This window comes from Erwinia sp. E602, assembly GCF_018141005.1.
Classification (GTDB): Bacteria; Pseudomonadota; Gammaproteobacteria; order Enterobacterales; family Enterobacteriaceae; genus Erwinia.
On sequence record NZ_CP046582.1, the window covers coordinates 3,574,925 to 3,592,534 of the forward strand.

The window sequence follows — 17,610 nt, forward strand, 5'->3', positions numbered from 1 at the left end:
ACCTTATGCCTGCACCATCGGACCCGGATTCTTCAGGTAGATATCCTTAATTGCCTGCGCCGCCATCAACGTAATCGCGCCGATGGTATCGGTCGGGTTAGCCTGGAAGTTCTGCGGGAAGGCGTTGCCACCCGGCACAAACACGTTATGCACGTCCCAGCTCTGCAGATAGCGGTTCAGCGCCGAGGTCTTAGGATCGTCGCCCATCACCGCACCGCCGACGTTATGGGTGGAGACATATTTGGTCAGATCGAAATCGGCATCCATCGCGAGGAAACTCTCGCTGTAGCTGTCCGGGTTCAGCTCTTTGGTAATGTTGCCAACGATGCCCTTCAGATACTGCTGCAGCTTCAGCTCGTTCTGCTTCCAGTTAAAGGTCATGCGCAGCAGCGGATAGCCGTACTCGTCGGTGTAGTTAGGGTCGAGATCCAGATAGATATCGCGATACGACATACAGGTGGTGGTGATGCTGATCTTCATCGAGTGGCCGTACCACTCCTCCAGCCCCTGCTTCCAGCCGTTGCCCCACGCCGGGGTGCCCTTCGGCAGCGCGGTGCTGATTGGCGTACCGGTGGCCTGCGAGCTGTGGATCTTGGCACCGCCGATAAAGCCCAGCGACGGGCCGTCAAAGTTGCCCGGCGAGATATCGTTAAACATCTGCCCGGTGGCCCCGGCGGTGGCAAACGGATTAAAGTTCTTGTCCTTAAAGAACAGCGTTGCGCCGCCGTTGCTGAGGAAGGCGTAGTTACGGCCAATCACCCCCTCTTCGGTGATCGGGTTATACGGCTTGCCGATGCCGGAGAGCAGCATCAGACGCACGTTGCAGAACTGGAAGCTGCTCAGCACCACGATTTTTGCCGGCTGGAAGCACTCGTTGCCGTCTTTGTCGATATAGACAACGCCCTTCGCGGTCTTCTTATCGTCATGCAGCACCACTTTCATCACGTTGGCGTGCACTTCATAAGAGAAGTTGTCCATGCGCTTCAGCGAGTCCATCACCGCGGTCTGCGGCGACGCCTTCGAGTAGTTCAGGCACGGATACTTACTGCAGTAGCCGCAGTAGTTGCACGGCGCGATCTGGTTACCGTAGGGGTTAGTCCAGGCGCGAGAGACGCAGGCCGACGGGTTAGGGAACGGATGATAGCCAAGCTTTTTCGCCGCCTTCACAAACATCGTATTGTTCAGCGTGTCGTCCAGCGCCGGCAGCGGCATCGGATTGGCGCGCGGGCCTTCGAACGGATCGCCGCCTTCGAGGATCTGGCCGCGCAGGTTGCCGGTATTGCCGGACTGGCCGCAGATCATCTCGAACTTCTCGTAGTAAGGCTCGATCTCCTCCCAGCTGAACGGGAAGTCCATAATGCGCATATCGTCCTGCAGCACGCCAGGGCCGTAGGCCTGGTCGGCGTAGGTTTTCAGCTTCAGGTCGGTCGGCGTCGGGCGGATCAGCACCGCCGTCCAGTGCAGGCCGGAGCCGCCCACGCCGGTACCGGGGCAGAACGCCCCCCACTTACGGGTCGGCAGCGCGGTCTGGCTCATGTTATAGCGCACGGTCACCGCCGCTTCCGCCGGGGTGGCCATCACCTTATTGCGCACCGCGTAGGCAAATTCATCCGCCGGTTTCGGGTAAGCGAACTCTTCGTAGCCGCGATCGCCGCCGCGCTCCAGCGCGCGTACCTTCAGGCCGGCCAGCGCCAGCTCAATGCTCATCAGCGAGCCGGCCCATCCCAGGCCGACAACAACGACGTCGACTTCTTCTTTATTAATCTTTGCCATGATAAACCCTGTTTACCCCGCACGGCCGCCGCAGAGACGTGAGCGCCCCTGCCGCCAGCCCTGCCGGGCAGCATTAAAACGAGAAAATGGAATCAGGCGCGCAGGCCCTGAATGCTGACCGGACCAAGCGGATACGGCACGTTGTGCTGCTTTACCCACTCGAGGTAGCTGGCGCGCGCGCCGGGGAAGCCGATGGCGATCCACGCCTTCATCCCCTTGTTGCCGCCGTACATCGGATCGGAGAGGTAGCCGTGTTTGCTATCGTTCAGCAGGCCGCTGAAGAACTGCGATGCCTTCAGATCCGGCTCGCCGAGATCGGCAAATTTGATCTCGTTTTTCTGCAGATGCGTCAGCACCGCTTCCTGCTCTGCCACCGGCAGCTGATGGAAGTCCTGCTGGTGCTGCTGCTGGCACCACTGGTTGGCCAGCTTAATGCCGGTCTGGTAGATCTGCTGCGGGCGGAACGGGATCTGGTAGCCGTGGGTGGCGGCGGCCTGGGAATCAAACGGCCCCTGCATGTAGATCTCGTTGCCGATATCACCGTGCATCTGCTGATCGATAAAGACCGGCACGTTAGTTTCCAGCGCGCCGGGGGCCTTGCCCTCGCCGCCGGCGGGGATCAGACGGTCGCAGGCGGCGAGGATAAACCGCCACTCGGCCGGGCTGAAGAAGATCGGCTGATAATCCGCCAGCTCAGGTGCGGCCATCTCTGCGGCCTGGGCTGCGGTCAGCCCTTTAAACACCATCTCGCCCAGCGGTAATGCCAGCAGCGACCCGAGTAAAAACTTACGACGGGTGGTTTCTTTTTGAAGGAGCATAGCGTTACGACTCTCACATGCCAGTAAAGGGTTGCCACGGGGGGAAACCGAAGGTTAAAAAATGGTTTTATTTTTTTACATGGCCGCAATGTTAGCGATACAGATGATTCAAAATGTAAAAATTGAAGAGATAATATTTTTAGTTAAACAGGAATGATTGCTCTAACATTTTATAACAATGCCACCATTCCTCGCCGGGTTAGCCACAGGGTTAACCACACCGCTATTAAGGGAAATTCCGGCACCTGAAGCAGGCTGACGGGGAAAAAAACGCCGTGAGCGTGGCGTTTCTGCAATAGTCACCTGGCTGAACAAACTCAAACAATTCGTCTATTCCCCTGCGCGCTCTGGGGACAAAACCTGGCCTGATTCACGCACCCGCAGCGTAAAACCAGGCCGACTCGCCCACCCCGGCGTAAAATCTATCCCCACTTACGCACCCGCAGCGTAAATCTATCCCCACTCACGCACCTGCAGTGTAAATCTGGCCCGACTCACCCACCCGCAGCGTAAAATTCAGCCCGACTCGCGCACCCGCAGCGTAAAACCGAGATCGACCACCGCCTCCGCCGGGGCCTGCCCCTCGATTTTATCGGCCAGCAGCGTGGCGGCCAGCTCCCCCATCTTCAGCCGGTCGATGGCGACGGTGGTGATCGCCGGCTGGTTATGTTCCGCAAAGGCCAGGTCACCAAAGCCGATCACCGCCAGATCTTCCGGCACGCGCAGCCCGCGCGCCTGCGCCTCCATAATTACCCCCTGCGCCAGGGTGTCCGAACTGCAGACGATGGCGTCGAAGCGCTGCCCCGCCGCCAGCAGCTGGCTCAGCCCCTGACGTCCGGCACCCAGCGAGGTCGGCACCGGCGCGTTCACCCCCTGCAGGCGGCAGCCCGGCTGCCCCTGCAACACCTCGGCCAGCGCCCTGCGCCGCAGCTGAGCGCGCCGGTCACCGGCCCACACCAGGCCAAGGCTGCGGTAGCCGCGCTGCAGACAGTATTCGCCGATGCGCTGGCCGATTTTTTCATGGGAGAAGCCCACCAGCATATCCAGCGGCGTCGGCGTCAGATCCCAGATCTCCACCAGCGGCAGCGCGGCGTTCAGCAGCGTTTTACGCAGTTCAGCATGGTGGTGAATGCCGGTAAGCACCATGCCGTCCGGCCGCCGCGACAGGATGGTGTTAACGGTTTCCGCCTCGTTGTCGCTGGAGTAGCCGGTGACGCACAGCAGCATCTGGTAGCCGCGCGCGGCCAGCCGGTCGCTGATCGCCTGCACGGTGTCGACAAACATGCTGTTGTTGATCTGCGGGACCACCACCGCGATCAGCCGGGTGCGGCGCGAGGCCAGCCCGCCGGCCAGCAGGTTGGGAATATAGCCGGTGGCCTGGATCGCCGCCATCACCCGCGCCACGGTGGCGGGACGCACCACCTGCGGCTTATTGATCGCCCGGCTGACGGTCATCGGCGACAGGCCCGCCAGCCGCGCCACGTCTTCCAGCGTGACGGTACGTGCTGGCGCTACGCCACCCAGCTCACTATGTTCTTTCATCACTGCCCCACCGCCTGAAAAATGTTTGCGCTATCATATTACCGGTTTATCGCCCCTGCCACCCCGATGACCGGTGCCGTGCTGTACCCGGTCTGTGTTACACTCGGCACCCGCCCGGAAACCTCCGGTGCCCCCTGTCAAACTCAACGCCGAGGTGACCCGCCGTGAATAAAAGAGCCATTGCTCCCACCGTGATTTTTATTGCCGCTATGGCCTTTCTGGTCTGGTTTATCGCTTCCGGCGCGGCGGCACCGGGCAGCTAAGGTGACGTGAAGCCCACCCGGCTTCAGGCTTCAGGCTTCAGGCTTCAGGCTTCAGGCTTCAGGCTTCAGGCTTCAGGCTTCAGGCTTCAGGCTTCAGGCTTCAGGCTTCAGGCTTCAGGCTTCAGGCTTCAGGCTTCAGGCAGGACAGCAGGCCATATCAAATGTCCCTGCTGCTGGTAAGGCATTACCGTCTACGGGCTGCGCCCGTTTCTTTGCTAACCTCGTTTATCTACTCAACGGCGACGAAAAGGAACGGCAATGACCACACCACAGGCTTTGATTATCGGCGCATCGCGCGGCATTGGCTTAGGGCTGGCGACCACGCTGGCGGAACGCGGCTGGCAGGTGACGGCCACCACCCGCGGTGCAACGCCGCACACCGACGCGAATATTGCGTGGCTGACGCTGGATATTAACCGGCAGCAGCAGCGTGACGAGCTGGCCGAGGCGCTGGCCGGCCGGCAGTTTGACACCATTTTTATCAACGCCGGCGTGTTTGGCCCGGCGGCGCAGGATCTGACGCAGACCAGTGACGACGAGCTGGCGGCGCTGTTCCTGAGTAACGCCATCTCGCCGGTGCGCTGCGCCACCCAACTGCTGCCGCTGGTAAAAGAGCAGAGCGGAATTATGGCGCTGATGTCCTCCGACCTCGCCAGCCTCAACGAGAACCCGCACGCCACCTATCCGCTCTACTCCGCCAGCAAGGCGGCGCTGAATATGCTGGCGCGCGGGCTGCTGCCGGAAGCACAGTCACAGGGCAAAACCCTGCTGTGCGTGCATCCGGGCTGGGTGCAGACCGATATGGGCGGTGCGGAAGCAACGTTGACCATCGCACAGAGCGTTAACGGCATCGCCGACCGGCTGCAGGAGTGGCAGGGCAAAGGCGGCCACCACTATATCGACTGGGAAGGCAGCGAACGCCGCTGGTAACGCCCGTTGCCGGATAAAAAAATCCCCGCCGTGGCGGGGATAAAGCTCGGACAGTTCAACGTAGCAAAGGTACACAGATTTCAGGCTTCGACTTCAAACGTCATACTTCGACATCACGCAAAAAACTTCGCCAGCACCAGCAGGGATAGCGACACGTTGATCGCACCGCCGATGCGGGTGGCGATCTGCGCAAACGGCATCAGCGACATACGGTTACCGGCGGTCAGAATAGCAACGTCGCCGGTGCCGCCCTGCCCGCTCTGGCAGCAGGAGACAATCGCTACGTCGATCGGGTGCATGCCGATCTTTTTACCGACGAAGAAGCCGGTCACCACCAGCGCGCTGACGGTGGTGACGATCACCAGCAGGTTCTGCAGGGTAAAGGCGTCGACCAGCTCCTGCCACGGCGTAATCGCCACGCCGACCGCAAACAGGATCGGATAGGTCACCGCGGTTCGGAAGAATTTGTAGACCATCTGCGATCCCTGCTGAATACGCGGCGACACGCCGTGTGCCAGCTTGACCGCGACCGCCGCAAACAGCATCCCCACCGGTGCCGGCAGGCCGATCAGCCGGTGCAGCAGCATGCCGACCATATACAGCAGGATCGCCAGCAGCGCGCCGCAGGCCAGGGTGGTGACCTCCATTTTGCCGCTGAATTTCTCCGTTGCCGACGCCTCGCCGTCCGCCTGGCCGCCGGGCATCAGGCTGCCTTCGCCGGTCAGGTGCGGGTAGCGTTTACCCAGCTGGTTCAGCAGCCCGGCAATCACGATCGCCGTCAGGCTGCCCAGCATTACGATCGGCAGGATGCGCCCCAGCGCCACGCCCTGCTCGATATGCAGGATCGCCGCATAGCCCATCGACAGCGGGATCGCCCCTTCACCGACGCCGCCGGCCATGATCGGCAGGATCAGGAAGAAGAAGATCTGGAACGGCTCCAGCCCCAGCGCCAGCCCGACCGCCATCCCCGCCAGCATGCCGACAATCTCACCGCACAGCATCGGCACGAAAATACGCAGGAAGCCCTGAATCAGCACCTGACGGTTCATGCTCATAATGCTGCCGACGATAATGCAGCAGATATAGAGGTAGAGAATATTGGTGCTTTTGTAGAACTGGGTGGTGGACTGCACCACCACGTCCGGCAGCAGGCCGTAGTGCACCAGCGCGGAGGGGATAAAGGTGGCGCAGATCGCCGCCGCGCCCATCTTGCCCACCAGCGGCAGGCGTTTACCGAACTCACCGCAGGCGAAGCCAAAGAAGGCCAGCGTGGCGACCATCACCACGATATCAGACGGCATTTTACCGGCCAGGCAGTCGAGCAGGATCAGAAAACCGGCCAGCAGAAACAGCGGCAGCGGTACGATGCCGACCTTGTAATTATCCATAACCCGCCACCATTTTTCCCGCAGCGGGATATCGGCGGTTTTCTCTCTGGCGACGAGATAAGAATCATCAGTTGTGCTCATAGTCTGGCCTCTTATTAAGTTTCACCGACATCATAGTGAAAGGCCTTATTAACCTGCTGTGATTCTGTTCAAATTTAAAACGGGTTTTTAATGGTGCTTATGGTTTCTATGGCGTTAATTGACATTATGTAAAACAGCGCGTGGAGTTAATGGTGTTAAGGTTATTTAGCGGGATAATCTTATCGACTCTGCTGCATTTAAGCGTTATCGCAATTCAGCTTAAACGCGTGTCAGCGATCACAAGTTGATCGGGCGCAATCTTGTCTGATTCCCTGCACATGGTAGGGTAATGGCTGACTCTTGTGAGCGGTAAATTCCGGCCATGCGCCTAAAACTCTCTTTTCAGATTAAGCTGTTCCTGTGCCTGGTTGCCTTCTCCTGCCTGCTGCTGGCGGCGATTGCCGGCTACAGCTGGTATCAGCTCGACGCCCAGCTGCACCGCGACCTCGGGGCCAGGGCGCAGGTGCAGGCGCGGGAGATTGCGCTGATCCCCCCGCTGGTGGCGGCGGTGCAGGCCGACGATCCGCGGCAGGTTGCCGCATTAATGAAACCCTTTCGCGCCAGCAGCGACGCCAGCTATATCGTGGTCGGCGACAGCCAGGGCCGCCACCTTTATCACTCTGAAGATGCCGGCCGTATTGGCCAGCCGATGGTCGGCGGCGATAACAGCGAGGTGCTGGCCGGAAAAACCATTATTACCGTGCGTAAAGGTGGCATTGGCGTTTCGCTGCGCAGTAAAGCGCCAGTACGGGATAACAATGGCCGGGTTATCGGCATTGTTTCCGTCGGCTATTTAAAGTCGCATATTGATAATTTAACCACCCGCACGCTGCTGCAAATTTCCGCCGCGATTATTCTGCTGTTTATCGCGCTGTTTATTTTCTCCTGGCTGCTGTCTAAAAATCTTAAGCGGCAGATGTTCTCGCTGGAGCCGAAAGAGATTGCCCTGCTGGTGCGCCAGCAAAGCGCGCTGCTGGAAGCGATCTACGAAGGGGTGATCGCCATCGATGCCAGCGGGCGCATTATTACGCTCAACCGGGCGGCGCGCGAGCTGCTGGATTTACGCCAGAGCGCCGACGCGGCGATCGGTAAACCGGTCAGCGAAGTGCTGAGCAGCCAGCCCGACTTTTTCAGCAGCGGGCAGCAGCAGGATACCCACGACGAGGTGTGCCGGTTTGGATCGCTGCGGGTGATTGCCAGCCGGGTGCGCATTATGCAGCAGCAGGAGCTGCTGGGCTGGGTGGTGACCTTCCGCAGCGAAAACGATATCAATACCCTGAGCAGCCAGCTCAGCCAGGTGCAACGCTACGCCGACAGCCTGCGGGTGATGCGCCACGAACAGCTGAACTGGACCGCCGCGCTGGCCGGCCTGCTGCAGATGCAGCGCTATGACGAAGCGCGACGCTACGTCGAGGCCCAGTCGGCAGGCGCGCAGGAGATCCTCGACTTTATCTCCACGCGGTTTGTTCCCCCGGCGCTGTGCGGCCTGCTGCTGGGAAAATACGCCAGCGCGCGCGAAAAAGGCATTGAACTGCGCTTCGATCCCGCCTGCCAGCTAAGCACGCTGCCGGACGGGCTGAACGAGAGCGAGCTGATGTCGGTGGTCGGCAACCTGCTGGATAACGCCGTCGAGGCCACGCTGCGCGGCCCGCAGCTCCGGCCAGTTGCGCTCTATCTCAGCGACGCCAGCGGCGAACTGGTGATCGAAGTGGCGGACCAGGGCGGCGGCATCGCCGGACACATTCGTGATACGCTGTTCGAGCCGGGGATCACCACCAAAGCCGACGCCCGCGATCACGGCATCGGCCTGCAGCTGGTGGCGCGTTACGTCTCCCAGGCGCACGGCAGCATCGAAGTGACGGACAACGATCCGCACGGCACCATTTTCTCGCTGTTTATTCCCAACACCCGACCCTCCCGAGCACCCGACTATGTCTGAAGCCCTCGACGTTTTGATCGTAGAAGATGAACCGCTGCTGGCCCGCCTGCACGCCGAGTTTATCGAACAACATTTTAACCTGCGGGTGGTGGCCACGGCCGCCACGCTGGCCGAGGCAAAACGGCTGGCCGCGCTGCATCAGCCGCGGCTGATCCTGCTGGACAACTTCCTGCCGGATGGTCAGGGCATTGAGCTGATGGAGAGCGCGGCGGTCAAAGCCGCCAGCTGCTCGGTGGTGTTTATCACCGCCGCCAGCGATATGCACACCTGCAGCCAGGCGATCCGCAACGGCGCCTTCGACTATATTATTAAGCCGCTGTCGTACAAACGGCTGCGCAACTCGCTGGAGCGCTTTATGCAGTTTGTGCAGACTCAGCACAGCTACCGGGTGATTGACCAGCACAGCGTCGACGCGCTCTACAACCTGCAGTCCAAACAGTTTGCCGCTGAACCGGCGGCAAAAGGCATTGAGGCCAATACCCTGGCGCTGGTGCAGCAGCTGTTTGAACAGCAGCCGGACGTTGCCCACACCGTAGAAGAGGTGGTGGAACAGGCCGGCATCAGCAAAACCACCGCCCGGCGCTATCTGGAGCACTGCGTGGCCAGCGATTGGGTCCAGGTGGAGATGCTCTACGGTAATATCGGCCATCCGCGGCGCCTGTATCGAAAGAAAACTAAAGTGAAATAACGTTTCTGCTTACCTAAAAGCAACCGGCTGGAGATCCTGGCGCGCTAAGGACAACCGACAGCAGATTATATTTTTTTAGACGATTTTATTGCCGGGTTCATTGGGGATAATAGTGATTAACCTTATTATCGCCGTCCCGGCACTCCCCGTAACCCGAGTGGTTTATGTCTGTGAAAATTTACTCTGCTGCTATTTTTTCCCTGCTGACGCTGGCGCCCGTTGCTGCACCGCTGGCCGCGCCGTTAGCACCCAGCGAGGGAAACTGGACCGCCGCTGAATTTCAGTTTAACAGCGGTGAAAAAATGAAAGGCCTGCGCATTCATTACACCACGCTGGGCTCACCTGATAAACCAGCGGTATTATTACTTCACGGAACCAATCAGCCAATTAAAGCCCTGCTGGCCGACAACTTCGGCGGGCGGTTATTTGGCCCTGGCCAGCCGCTGGACAGTAATAAATATTTCATCATTATGCCGGACAGTATCGGCTCCGGTCAGTCGTCGAAGCCTTCCGACGGCCTGCGCATGGCGTTTCCGCAGTTTGACTACGGCGATATGGTCACCGCGCAGTACCGTTTATTAACAGAGGGGCTGGGCATCCGCCACCTGCGGCTGGTGATGGGCTACTCGATGGGCGGCATGCAGACCTGGCTGTGGGGAGAAAAATACCCGACGATGATGGACCAGCTGGTGCCGATGGCCGCACAGCCTGCCGAACTTTCCGGCCGCAACTGGATGATGCGCCGGCTGCTGATTGAGTCGATCAAAGGCGACCCGGCATGGCAGCAGGGCAACTATCAACAGCAACCTCCGGCCCTGAAATATGCCAGTACAATGTTCAGCGTCGCCACCACCGGCGGCACGCTCGGCTGGCAGCAGAAGGCACCCACCCGCGCCGCTGCCGACCAGCGCGTTGAGGAACGGCTGGCCGCGCCGGTCACCGCCGACGCCAATGACTTTATTTACCTGTGGGGATCGTCGGCGAATTATAATGCGCAGCGCGATCTGTCGCGTATTAAGGCACCGCTGCTGATCGTTAATTCGGCTGACGACGAACGTAATCCGCCGGAAACCGGATCGCTGGCCGCCGATCTGAAAAAATTAAAACGTGCCGAGCTGCTGTTAATTCCGACCGGGAAACAAACCAGCGGGCACGGCACCATGATGTCGGCCGCGCTGTATGAAAAAGAATTAAACGCGTTCCTGAAACAGAACGATAAAAAATAATATTACGCGCGCGATGCACCGGCGTTTACCGATCGCACCGCGCGCGCCTTACGCACACTGTCTGACTACTGACTCAACCAGCAACAGGGAACACCTTATGCTTCGTCGAATAAAAATCCGTACCGCGCTCAGCCTGATGGTTTTTTCACTGACCGCGCTGCTGCTCTGCGTTGGCCTGCTCGGGCTGGTTGCCGTGCAGTCGGGCAACAAATCCTTTGCCCACGTGGATAAAGAAGTGCTGCCGGGGCTGGTGGCGCTGAATGAGAGCTCCGAGCTGCTGCTGCGCGGCCGGCTCGATCTGCGCCTGTATGAATCGCTGATCGGCAAAGGCGACACCGCCACGGCGAAAGTGGCGCTGGATCGCGCGCGGGGCAAGGTCGAGGGTGCCGCAGCCAAATGGCAGCAGTACCTGACCTTCCCGCAGTCTGAGGCAGAAAAGGTGATTGCCGATGAGATGGCGGCACACCGTGACACGCTGATGACCACCTTTATCACCCCGGCGTTTGCCGCGCTGGAAGCGGGCAACCTCGACGAATATCGCCAGCGCGCCGGCCAGTCCACCACGCTGTACGCCGCCTTTGATAAGGCCTCTAAAGCGCTGGTCGCCTTTAAGCTGCAGAGCATCGACCTCGCCTGGGAAGAGTCTAACTCGCGGGTGAAAAGCATGCAGCTGACGCTGACCTTCGCCATCGTGGTTGCCCTGCTGCTGGCCGGTCTGGCGTGGTGGGTAATGACCTGCCTGGTGGTAAAACCGCTGAATCAGGCGATCGGCGTGTTTGACCGCATCGCCGAAGGCGACCTGCGCGCGCGCATCGACGTCAGCGGCAAAAATGAGATCGCCCGGCTGTTCTCCTCGGTGCAGCGCATGCGCGACGGGCTGGAGAGCATGGTGCTGTCGGTGCGCTACGGCACCAACTCAATCGGCTCCGGCGTGGAAGAGATCGCCTCCGGCAATATCGACCTCTCCAGCCGCACCGAACAGCAGGCGGCGTCGCTGGATGAAACCGCCTCGAGCATGGAACAGATTATGTCGACGGTGAAAAACAACGAAGACAACACCCGTAAGGCCAACGACCTGGCGCAGCAGGCGTCTGACTCGGCGTCGCGCGGCGGCGAGGTGGTGGCCGAAGTGATCCAGACCATGCAGGCCATTGAGCAGAGTTCGGCGCGCATCGGTGATATCGTCAGCGTGATTGACGGCATCGCCTTCCAGACCAACCTGCTGGCGCTGAACGCCGCCGTCGAAGCGGCGCGCGCCGGTGAAGCCGGCCGCGGCTTTGCGGTGGTGGCCTCGGAAGTGCGGGTGCTGGCGCAGCGCAGCGCTACGGCGGCCAAAGAGATCGGCACCATGATCGACGCCTCGCTGAGCAATATCGGCAAGGGCGCCGGGCTGGTCAAAACCGCCGGCAATACCATGGATGAGGTGATGGTCGACGTGAAAAAGGTGGTCGACATTATGGATGAGGTGATGCTGGCCTCAGGCGAACAGACCCGCGGCATTTCGCAGATCAATATCGCCATCAACCAGATGGACGGCGTCACCCAGCAGAACGCCTCGCTGGTCTCCGAAGTGGCTACCGCCGCCAGCGCCCTGCAGCAGCAGGTGGTGCATCTGCAGCAGTCGGTGACCCGCTTCCAGACCGAAGATGACGGGCGGCCGGACGAGGTGGCCGCGTAACGGATTATCTTTTCTGATTTGAGTTTAGGACAAAAAGTTTTTACGATAGCCCCACTGGCGGTACCGCTGCCCGGTAGTAAAAAAGCAGCGGACCGCCATGAAAAGTCACCTTCGGGCAGCCTGACGGCTGCCGTTTGCGTTTTACGCCTCGTTACCTCAACACCAACATCCGGGACCAGGAATTACACTATGAGCGATAATTTCATCGAACGCATTTCGACGGCGTTGGGTTCAGAAAAAACGCTGGAAGGCTTTGTGCGCCAGCTGCTTGAAATGCTTGAACTGGTCACCGGCATGGAATCCACCTACCTGACGCGGATTGATGACGATCGGGTTGAGCAGCATATCCTGTTTGCCCGCAACAGCCAGCAGATGCAGATCCCGGAAGGCCTGTCGGTGCCCTGGCAGGACACGCTGTGCAAGCGGGCGCTGGACGAAGGCCGCACCTACACCTGTAACGTGCCGGAAGTGTGGGGCGACTCACAGGCGGCCGGCGCGCTGGGCATCACCACCTACGTCAGCACCCCGGTGACCCTCGCCGACGGCGCGATCTTCGGCACCCTGTGCGCGGCCAGCTCGCAGAGCAAACCGCTGACCCAGCGCGCTAATCAGGTGCTGATGCTGTTCTCCGAGCTGATCGCCCAGCACATCCGCCGCGAACAGCTGCTGCAGGAGCTGAGTGAGGCGAACGACGCGCTGACCGCCGTCAGCTATACCGATGAACTGACCCGCCTGCCCAACCGCCGCGCGGTGTTCCATCGCCTGCCGGGGCTGTTCGCCCGCTGTAGCCTGGAGACCCGTTCGGTGCTGATGGCGTTTGTCGATCTTGACGGCTTTAAACAGATTAACGACCGCTACGGCCATGAAACCGGCGATGCCTTCCTGCAGGCAATTGCGCTGCGGCTGCAGAGCTTTGCGGCGGTGGACAGCGTGCTCGGGCGGCTGGGTGGCGATGAGTTTATCGTCGCCTGCCCCGGCCCGCTGCAGCAGAGCGACGCCGCTGAATCGCTGCAGGCGCTGCGCGAACAGCTGACGTCGCTTCTCGCCGGACGCTATCCGCTGGCAGAGTGCACCATTGACTACGCCGGGGCCAGCCTTGGCATCCTGGCGGTGGACCCGCACCTCACCCCGGACCAGGCGGTGCGCGCAGCCGACGCGGCGATGTATCAGGATAAAGCGCGGCGTAAACAGGCCGCGCGTGAGGCCGATCGGCACGCGTGCCTGTAAGGCACGCACTCCTTCCTGTAATGGCTGGGCCCGCCCTGTGCCTCTAAGGCCTAAACCAGCACCTCGCCGAAGCGGTCACGGTGCTCCTTCGGCGTGCTGGCATAGCTCTTCTTAAACACCGAATAGAAATACTGCAGCGACGGGTAGCCGCACACCTGTGAAATCTCGTTAATCGACAGCGACGAGGTGACCAGCAGCGTACGCGCCCGCTCCAGCTTCTCCGTGTGGATCGCCGCGTGGATGGTTTCGCCGGTCTCCTCCTTAAAACGCTTCTCCAGATTGGAGCGCGAAATGCCCACCGCATCCAGCACCTGCTCGACCTTAATGCCTTTACAGGCGTTAAAGCGGATGTAGTGCATCGCCTGGATCACCGACGGATCGCGCAGCGAGCGGTAGTCGCTGGAACGCCGCTCGATCACCTTCACCGGCGGCACCAGGATGCGCTGCAGCGGTAACACCTGCGGCTCCAGCAGGCGGTGCAGCAGTTTCGCCGCCTGATAGCCCATCTGGCGGGTGCCCTGCGCCACCGACGACAGCGCCACCCGCGACAGGTAGCGGGTCAGCTCCTCGTTATCGATGCCGATCACGCTGAGTTTTTCCGGCACCGGGATCTTCAGGTGCTCACAGGCCTGCAGCAGATGGCGGGCGCGGGCGTCGGTCACGGCGATAATCCCGGTCTGCGGCGGCAGCGTCTGCAGCCAGTCGGCCAGCCGGTTCTGCGCGTGCTGCCAGTTCTCCGGCGCGGTCTCCATCCCCTGATAGACCACCCCCTGATAGCGCTCTGAGGCGACGATCTGGCGGAAGGCGTGCTCGCGCTCGGCGGCCCAGCGCTTGTCGCTGCCGGCCGGCAGGCCGTAGAAGGCAAAGCGGTTGATGCCCTTCTCTTTCAGGTGCAGAAAGGCGCTCTCGACCAGCGCGCGGTTGTCGGTGGCGATGTAGTGCACCGGCGGATAGTCCTCCGCCCGGTGATAGGAGCCGCCGACGCCGACCACCGGCACCCCCACCGCGTTAAGCACGCTTTCGATCGCCCGGTCGTCATAGTCGGCGATCACCCCGTCGCCCAGCCACTCGCGAATATTGTCGAGGCGACAGCGAAAATCCTCCTCGATAAAAATATCCCAGTCGCTCTGTGAGGCCTGCAGATACTCCCCCACCCCTTCCACCACCTGACGGTCATAGACCTTGTTGGCATTAAATAACAGCGTGATGCGGTAACGCTTTTCACTCATAACTGCGGCCTCTTCCTTCTGCTGCCCGCACGGGGCTCCTGCATCATCAATAGCACAGCCCGGCGCGTTGTGCATCGCCGGGCCACGCTGCTCAGGCGCGCCGGCGGGTAACGGCATCCATCCACACCGCCAGCAGCAGGATCCCGCCTTTGACGATGTACTGCCAGAAGGTCGGCACGTCCATCATGCTCATGCCGTTATCCAGCGAGGCCATAATAAACGCCCCCATCACCGCGCCGGCCACCGAACCGACGCCGCCCGCCAGGCTGGTGCCGCCGATCACGCAGGCGGCGATGGCGTCCAGCTCGGCGATATTGCCCGCCGAGGGCGAACCGGCTCCCAGTCGCGAGCTGAGGATCAGCCCGGCAATAGCCACCATCAGCCCGTTGATGGCGAACACCGCCAGCTTAGTGCGTGCCACGTTGATGCCGGAGAGCCGGGCGGCATCGAGGTTGCCGCCGATGGCGTAGATGCGGCGGCCAAAGGCGGTGCGGGTAGCCATAAACAGCCCGGCCAGCAGCAGCAGCGTCAGGATCAGCACCGGGGTGGGCACGCCGCGGTAGTCGTTCAGCAGCCAGATCGCCCCCAGTACCAGCACCGCGGTCAGCGCCTGCCGCCCGATCGTGCCGCCCGCCGCCGGCTGCGGCAGCCCCATGGCGATGCGCCGCAGCCGCAGCCGCCACTGCCAGAGCACAAACAATCCCAGCCCGAGCACCCCGCAGCCAAAGCCGATGCCGTCCGGCAGGTAGCTCTGGCCGATCTGCGACATTGCCGCCGTGGTCGGCGCCACCGTACTGCCGTCGGTGATGCCGACCAGGATGCCGCGAAACGCCAGCATCCCGGCGAGGGTAACGATAAACGACGGCACCCGGCGGTAGGCCACCCACCAGCCGTTCCACGCGCCGAGCAGCAGGCCCATCAGCAGCGTGACCACAATGGTCAGCGGCAGCGGCCAGCCGAGCCAGACGTCAAAAATTGCCGCCGCGCCGCCCAGCAGCCCCATCATTGAGCCGACCGACAGGTCGATCTCCGCCGAGATAATGACGAACACCATCCCCACCGCCAGGATGCCGGTGATCGCCGTCTGGCGCAGCAGGTTGGAGATATTGCGCGCGCTCAGCCACGCGCCGTCGGTCATCCAGCTGAAAAACAGGCCGATCAGCAGGATCGCCGCCAGCATCACCAGCACCTGCATATTGATCGTGCGCCCTTTGCCCGTTGCTGCGGGCTGCCCGGCCGCCGGCGCGGCGGCAGAATCGGTTTTAAGCATGATGTGGACTCCTCAGGGCGGCATCCATCACCTGCTCCTGGCTCAGATTGTGGTTGAGTAAGTCGGCTTTGATCTGCCCTTCGTGCATCACCAGCACCCGATCGCTGAGCCCCAGCACCTCCGGCAGCTCCGAGGAGATAACGATGATGGCAATCCCCTGGCGCACCAGTTCGGCGATCAGCCGGTAGATCTCAACGCGGGCACCGATATCGATGCCGCGCGTCGGTTCGTCGAGGATCAGAATGCGCGGGTTAAGCTGCAGGCAGCGGGCGATAATCGCCTTCTGCTGGTTACCGCCGCTCAGCCGGCCGATCGCCAGATCGGCGGAGGCGGTTTTCACCCGCAGCCGCGCCAGCCCCTGCTGAATCGCCTCCTGCTCGGCGGCCTCGTCCAGCACCGTCAGCGGGCCGCTGAACTGATCCAGCGCCGCCAGGCTGATGTTTTTTCCCACCGCCATCAGCGGCACGATGCCGTCTTTTTTACGGTCTTCCGGCACCATGGCGATGCCCAGCGCAATCGCCTGCGCGCAGCTGTTAATGGTCACCGGCTGGCCGTCCAGCAGAATGCGCCCCTGCCAGCGCCCCGGCCAGTCGCCATACAGACAGCGCACCGTCTCGCTGCGCCCCGCGCCAACCAGCCCGGCGATGCCGAGGATCTCGCCGCGCCTGAGGCTGAACGAGACGTTATCCACCCGGCGAACATTGCGGTTGAGCGGGTGCCAGGCGGTCAGGTTTTCCACCCGCAGGATCTCCTCTCCCGGCGTATGGCGTTCGCTCGGGTAGATGGCGCTCATCTCGCGCCCGACCATCATGGTGATAATGTCATCCTCGCTCATCGCCGCCGCCGGACGGCTGCCGATCGGCTTACCGTCGCGGATCACGCAGATGGTGTCGGAGATGGCTTTCACCTCGCTGAGCTTGTGTGAGATATAGATGCAGGCGATGCCGTGCTCGCGCAGGTTGTTGATAATCTCCAGCAGCACCGCCGTCTCCGGCGCGGTCAGCGACGAGGTCGGCTCATCGAGCACCAGAATGCGCACCTGCTTGTTCAGCGCGCGGGCGATCTCCACCAGCTGCTGCTGGCCGGGCGACAGTTCGCTGACCCGGGTGGCCGGGTCGACGTCCAGCCGCACGCGCGCCAGCAGCTGGCGGCAGCGCAGGGTCATGGTTTCATCATCGACCACGCCGAAGCGGGCGATCTCCGCGCCGAGAAAGATGTTCTCCAGCACCGTCAGCTGACGCACCAGCGCCAGCTCCTGGTGGATAATCACAATGCCGCGCCGTTCGCTGTCGCGCAGCGTTGCCGCACGCAGCTCCTCGCCGGCAAAGCGGATCTCCCCCTCGTACTCGCCATATGGATAGAGCCCGCACAGCACCTTCATCAGCGTCGACTTGCCGGAGCCGTTTTCGCCGCACAGCGACAGCACTTCCCCGGCGTCCAGCTGCAGGCTGACGTCATCCAGCGCCTTAACGCTGCCAAAACGCTTAGTGATATGGTTCATTTCCAGCAGTCTTGCCACGGTGTCACCTCACTTGCTGAGCCGCCGCACCAGCTGGCG

General features: G+C 61.4%; 14 protein-coding genes. 7 read left to right on the forward strand and 7 right to left on the reverse strand.

Annotated elements, in window-relative coordinates:
- Nucleotides 1-3: 3 nt before the first annotated feature.
- From GKQ23_RS17940 to GKQ23_RS17950, 3 genes are all read right to left on the reverse strand, one after another.
- Nucleotides 4-1,773 carry a GMC family oxidoreductase gene (locus tag GKQ23_RS17940; RefSeq protein WP_101506720.1) on the reverse strand — a complete coding sequence of 590 codons (1,770 nt, stop codon included), beginning with the start codon at nucleotides 1,771-1,773 and terminating at the stop codon, nucleotides 4-6.
- A gap of 92 nt (nucleotides 1,774-1,865) precedes the next feature.
- Complete coding sequence (locus tag GKQ23_RS17945; RefSeq protein WP_101506721.1) at nucleotides 1,866-2,591, reverse strand: gluconate 2-dehydrogenase subunit 3 family protein; 726 nt, start codon at nucleotides 2,589-2,591, stop codon at nucleotides 1,866-1,868.
- A gap of 516 nt (nucleotides 2,592-3,107) precedes the next feature.
- Complete coding sequence (locus tag GKQ23_RS17950) at nucleotides 3,108-4,133, reverse strand: LacI family DNA-binding transcriptional regulator (RefSeq protein WP_212409051.1); 1,026 nt, start codon at nucleotides 4,131-4,133, stop codon at nucleotides 3,108-3,110.
- 164 nt (nucleotides 4,134-4,297) lie between these two features.
- Here GKQ23_RS17950 and GKQ23_RS17955 point away from each other — a divergent pair, with 164 nt between their 5' ends.
- Nucleotides 4,298-4,396, forward strand: coding sequence for a YoaK family small membrane protein (locus tag GKQ23_RS17955; RefSeq protein WP_199177707.1), 99 nt, complete (start codon nucleotides 4,298-4,300; stop codon nucleotides 4,394-4,396).
- A gap of 258 nt (nucleotides 4,397-4,654) precedes the next feature.
- Nucleotides 4,655-5,326: an SDR family oxidoreductase gene (locus tag GKQ23_RS17960; protein WP_101506722.1), complete on the forward strand. Its 672-nt coding sequence runs from the start codon at nucleotides 4,655-4,657 to the stop codon at nucleotides 5,324-5,326.
- A 113-nt stretch (nucleotides 5,327-5,439) separates the two neighbouring features.
- Here GKQ23_RS17960 and GKQ23_RS17965 read toward each other — a convergent pair whose 3' ends face one another.
- Nucleotides 5,440-6,795 (reverse strand): 2-hydroxycarboxylate transporter family protein, encoded by a 1,356-nt coding sequence (locus GKQ23_RS17965; RefSeq protein ID WP_056240178.1) that lies wholly within the window; start codon nucleotides 6,793-6,795, stop codon nucleotides 5,440-5,442.
- 322 nt (nucleotides 6,796-7,117) lie between these two features.
- On the opposite strand from GKQ23_RS17965, the gene GKQ23_RS17970 reads away from it, so the two are divergent.
- The 5 genes from GKQ23_RS17970 to GKQ23_RS17990 all read left to right on the forward strand — a co-directional run bounded on the left by GKQ23_RS17970 (nucleotide 7,118) and on the right by GKQ23_RS17990 (nucleotide 13,553).
- Nucleotides 7,118-8,734, forward strand: a complete 1,617-nt coding sequence (locus tag GKQ23_RS17970) for a sensor histidine kinase (protein ID WP_212409052.1) — start codon at nucleotides 7,118-7,120, stop codon at nucleotides 8,732-8,734.
- On the forward strand, nucleotides 8,727-9,422 hold the full coding sequence (locus tag GKQ23_RS17975) for a response regulator (RefSeq protein ID WP_212409053.1): 696 nt from the start codon (nucleotides 8,727-8,729) through the stop codon (nucleotides 9,420-9,422). The genes GKQ23_RS17970 and GKQ23_RS17975 overlap by 8 nt, the downstream gene beginning before the upstream one ends.
- Before the next feature lie 164 nt (nucleotides 9,423-9,586).
- A complete protein-coding gene (locus GKQ23_RS17980) occupies nucleotides 9,587-10,648 on the forward strand; it encodes an alpha/beta fold hydrolase (protein ID WP_212409054.1) in 1,062 nt (353 codons plus the stop codon).
- Between the two features lie 97 nt (nucleotides 10,649-10,745).
- Nucleotides 10,746-12,326 carry a methyl-accepting chemotaxis protein gene (locus tag GKQ23_RS17985; RefSeq protein WP_212409055.1) on the forward strand — a complete coding sequence of 527 codons (1,581 nt, stop codon included), beginning with the start codon at nucleotides 10,746-10,748 and terminating at the stop codon, nucleotides 12,324-12,326.
- A gap of 189 nt (nucleotides 12,327-12,515) precedes the next feature.
- Nucleotides 12,516-13,553 (forward strand): sensor domain-containing diguanylate cyclase, encoded by a 1,038-nt coding sequence (locus tag GKQ23_RS17990; RefSeq protein ID WP_212409056.1) that lies wholly within the window; start codon nucleotides 12,516-12,518, stop codon nucleotides 13,551-13,553.
- Between the two features lie 50 nt (nucleotides 13,554-13,603).
- On the opposite strand, the gene xylR is transcribed toward GKQ23_RS17990, so the two are convergent.
- The 3 genes from xylR to GKQ23_RS18005 all read right to left on the reverse strand — a co-directional run bounded on the left by xylR (nucleotide 13,604) and on the right by GKQ23_RS18005 (nucleotide 17,571).
- Entirely contained in the window at nucleotides 13,604-14,782 is a 1,179-nt protein-coding gene (gene xylR / locus GKQ23_RS17995) for a D-xylose utilization transcriptional activator XylR (RefSeq protein WP_212411875.1), read from the reverse strand.
- A 91-nt stretch (nucleotides 14,783-14,873) separates the two neighbouring features.
- Nucleotides 14,874-16,052 (reverse strand): xylose ABC transporter permease XylH, encoded by a 1,179-nt coding sequence (xylH, locus tag GKQ23_RS18000; RefSeq protein ID WP_212409057.1) that lies wholly within the window; start codon nucleotides 16,050-16,052, stop codon nucleotides 14,874-14,876.
- On the reverse strand, nucleotides 16,045-17,571 hold the full coding sequence (locus GKQ23_RS18005) for a xylose ABC transporter ATP-binding protein (protein WP_212409058.1): 1,527 nt from the start codon (nucleotides 17,569-17,571) through the stop codon (nucleotides 16,045-16,047). Before GKQ23_RS18005 ends, xylH begins: the two co-directional genes overlap by 8 nt.
- Between the last annotated feature and the right edge of the window lie 39 nt (nucleotides 17,572-17,610).

Excerpts from the sequence above, each read along its gene's own strand:
- GKQ23_RS17940 (WP_101506720.1), bottom strand. The coding sequence starts at position 1,773 with ATGGCAAAGATTAATAAAGAAGAAGTCGACGTCGTTGTTGTCGGCCTG.
- GKQ23_RS17945 (WP_101506721.1), bottom strand. The coding sequence starts at position 2,591 with ATGCTCCTTCAAAAAGAAACCACCCGTCGTAAGTTTTTACTCGGGTCG.
- GKQ23_RS17950 (WP_212409051.1), bottom strand. The coding sequence starts at position 4,133 with ATGAAAGAACATAGTGAGCTGGGTGGCGTAGCGCCAGCACGTACCGTC.
- GKQ23_RS17960 (WP_101506722.1), top strand. The coding sequence starts at position 4,655 with ATGACCACACCACAGGCTTTGATTATCGGCGCATCGCGCGGCATTGGC.
- GKQ23_RS17965 (WP_056240178.1), bottom strand. The coding sequence starts at position 6,795 with ATGAGCACAACTGATGATTCTTATCTCGTCGCCAGAGAGAAAACCGCC.
- GKQ23_RS17970 (WP_212409052.1), top strand. The coding sequence starts at position 7,118 with ATGCGCCTAAAACTCTCTTTTCAGATTAAGCTGTTCCTGTGCCTGGTT.
- GKQ23_RS17975 (WP_212409053.1), top strand. The coding sequence starts at position 8,727 with ATGTCTGAAGCCCTCGACGTTTTGATCGTAGAAGATGAACCGCTGCTG.
- GKQ23_RS17980 (WP_212409054.1), top strand. The coding sequence starts at position 9,587 with ATGTCTGTGAAAATTTACTCTGCTGCTATTTTTTCCCTGCTGACGCTG.
- GKQ23_RS17985 (WP_212409055.1), top strand. The coding sequence starts at position 10,746 with ATGCTTCGTCGAATAAAAATCCGTACCGCGCTCAGCCTGATGGTTTTT.
- GKQ23_RS17990 (WP_212409056.1), top strand. The coding sequence starts at position 12,516 with ATGAGCGATAATTTCATCGAACGCATTTCGACGGCGTTGGGTTCAGAA.
- xylR (WP_212411875.1), bottom strand. The coding sequence starts at position 14,782 with ATGAGTGAAAAGCGTTACCGCATCACGCTGTTATTTAATGCCAACAAG.
- xylH (WP_212409057.1), bottom strand. The coding sequence starts at position 16,052 with ATGCTTAAAACCGATTCTGCCGCCGCGCCGGCGGCCGGGCAGCCCGCA.